A 1160-nucleotide genomic window follows, 5' to 3' on the forward strand; every position below is an offset into this window, starting at 1 on the left:
CGCATGTCTCGTGGGCTCGGAGATGTGTATAAGTGACAGCGGTGGCGCTACACGGACGGACTGGTCCGGCGCAGCGGCTTCGGCCTGCGAGGCGGAAGGCGGAGGAGAATGGGTGGGTGCCGGGAGCGCGTTGCTCGCGGTGGGCGCTGGCGTCGGAGCCTCTGCCGCCGTGGCGGCGGGTTCTGGCTGAGCAGGCGCTTCGGGCGTCAGGTCCCAGGCGGGTTCGTCCTGCGTGGGCTCGACCTGCACCTCGACGGAGATGACCACTTCGGTGTCGTCCGCGACGGGCCTGGGGGCGGTCGCGGGCGCGTGGGTCAGGGCCAGCTCTGGCGGGAGCGAATCCGACAGGTCCACCGGCACGCCCTCCGCCTCCAGGGGCGCGGCGGGTGTCGGCGTGGGCGGGGCTTCGCGCTGGGTGATCAGGCTCGCGGGGGTTGGCGACGCCGTGGCTTCCTTCGGCTTCGCCCTGGACGTGGCCGGCGTGCCCCTTCGCGCGTACAGATCCGCGAGCATCTGCTGCACGCCCTGGTGGGACGGATCCAGCTCGAGGATCAGCTTGCTCGCGGCGATGGCGCGCGGCAGGAAGCCTTCCTTCGCGAAGCCCTCCGCCGCGGACTGGTACGCGGAGACGGCGCGGTCACGCTGACCGGCCTTGGCCCACGCGTCGCCCATGCGCAGCCGGCTCTGGTGGTCCTTCGGATCCGCCTGGCAGTAGTCCGCGTACAGCTCCGCGGCCTTGGCGAAGCGGCCCTTGCTGAAGGCCTCCGTCGCCTTGTCCTTGAGCGCGCGCGGCTCCATTCACTGCGCCCCGCCGGCCGCCGTGCCTTCCTTCGTCGGCGAGGCTCCCGCCGCGACGCGGACCTCCCGGAAGTAGTCGACCTTCAGCGCGTCCAGCGGCTCGGCCTCCGGCCCCGTGTTCATCTTGCGCAGCGCCGTGGCCGCCGCGGCGCGGATCTCCGGCAGGTCGTGGTACAGGTCCCGCCCCACCACCTCCGCCGACTTCACGTCGCCAATGGCGCCCAGCGCCAGCAGCACGTCGCGCCGGGCCACGCTGTTGGAGTCGTCCAGCGCCTTGAGCAGCGTGGGCACCGCGTCCTTCGCCCCCATCCGCCCCAGGAGCTGTCTCTTATACCCATCTGACGCTGCCGACGATAAGGCTC

2 protein-coding genes are annotated in these 1160 nt (G+C 72.0%); both read right to left on the bottom strand.

From position 1 onward, the window contains the following. On the bottom strand, positions 1-798 hold a 798-nt coding region (locus D7W79_RS45575; RefSeq protein ID WP_369127261.1), incomplete at its 3' end, for a tetratricopeptide repeat protein. Next, a partial coding sequence (locus tag D7W79_RS46610) for a HEAT repeat domain-containing protein (RefSeq protein ID WP_147442363.1) occupies positions 799-1160 on the bottom strand: 362 nt, incomplete at its 5' end.

Origin of the sequence: Corallococcus exercitus (genome assembly GCF_003611585.1) — a bacterium.
GTDB classification, from domain to species: Bacteria; Myxococcota; Myxococcia; order Myxococcales; family Myxococcaceae; genus Corallococcus; species Corallococcus exercitus.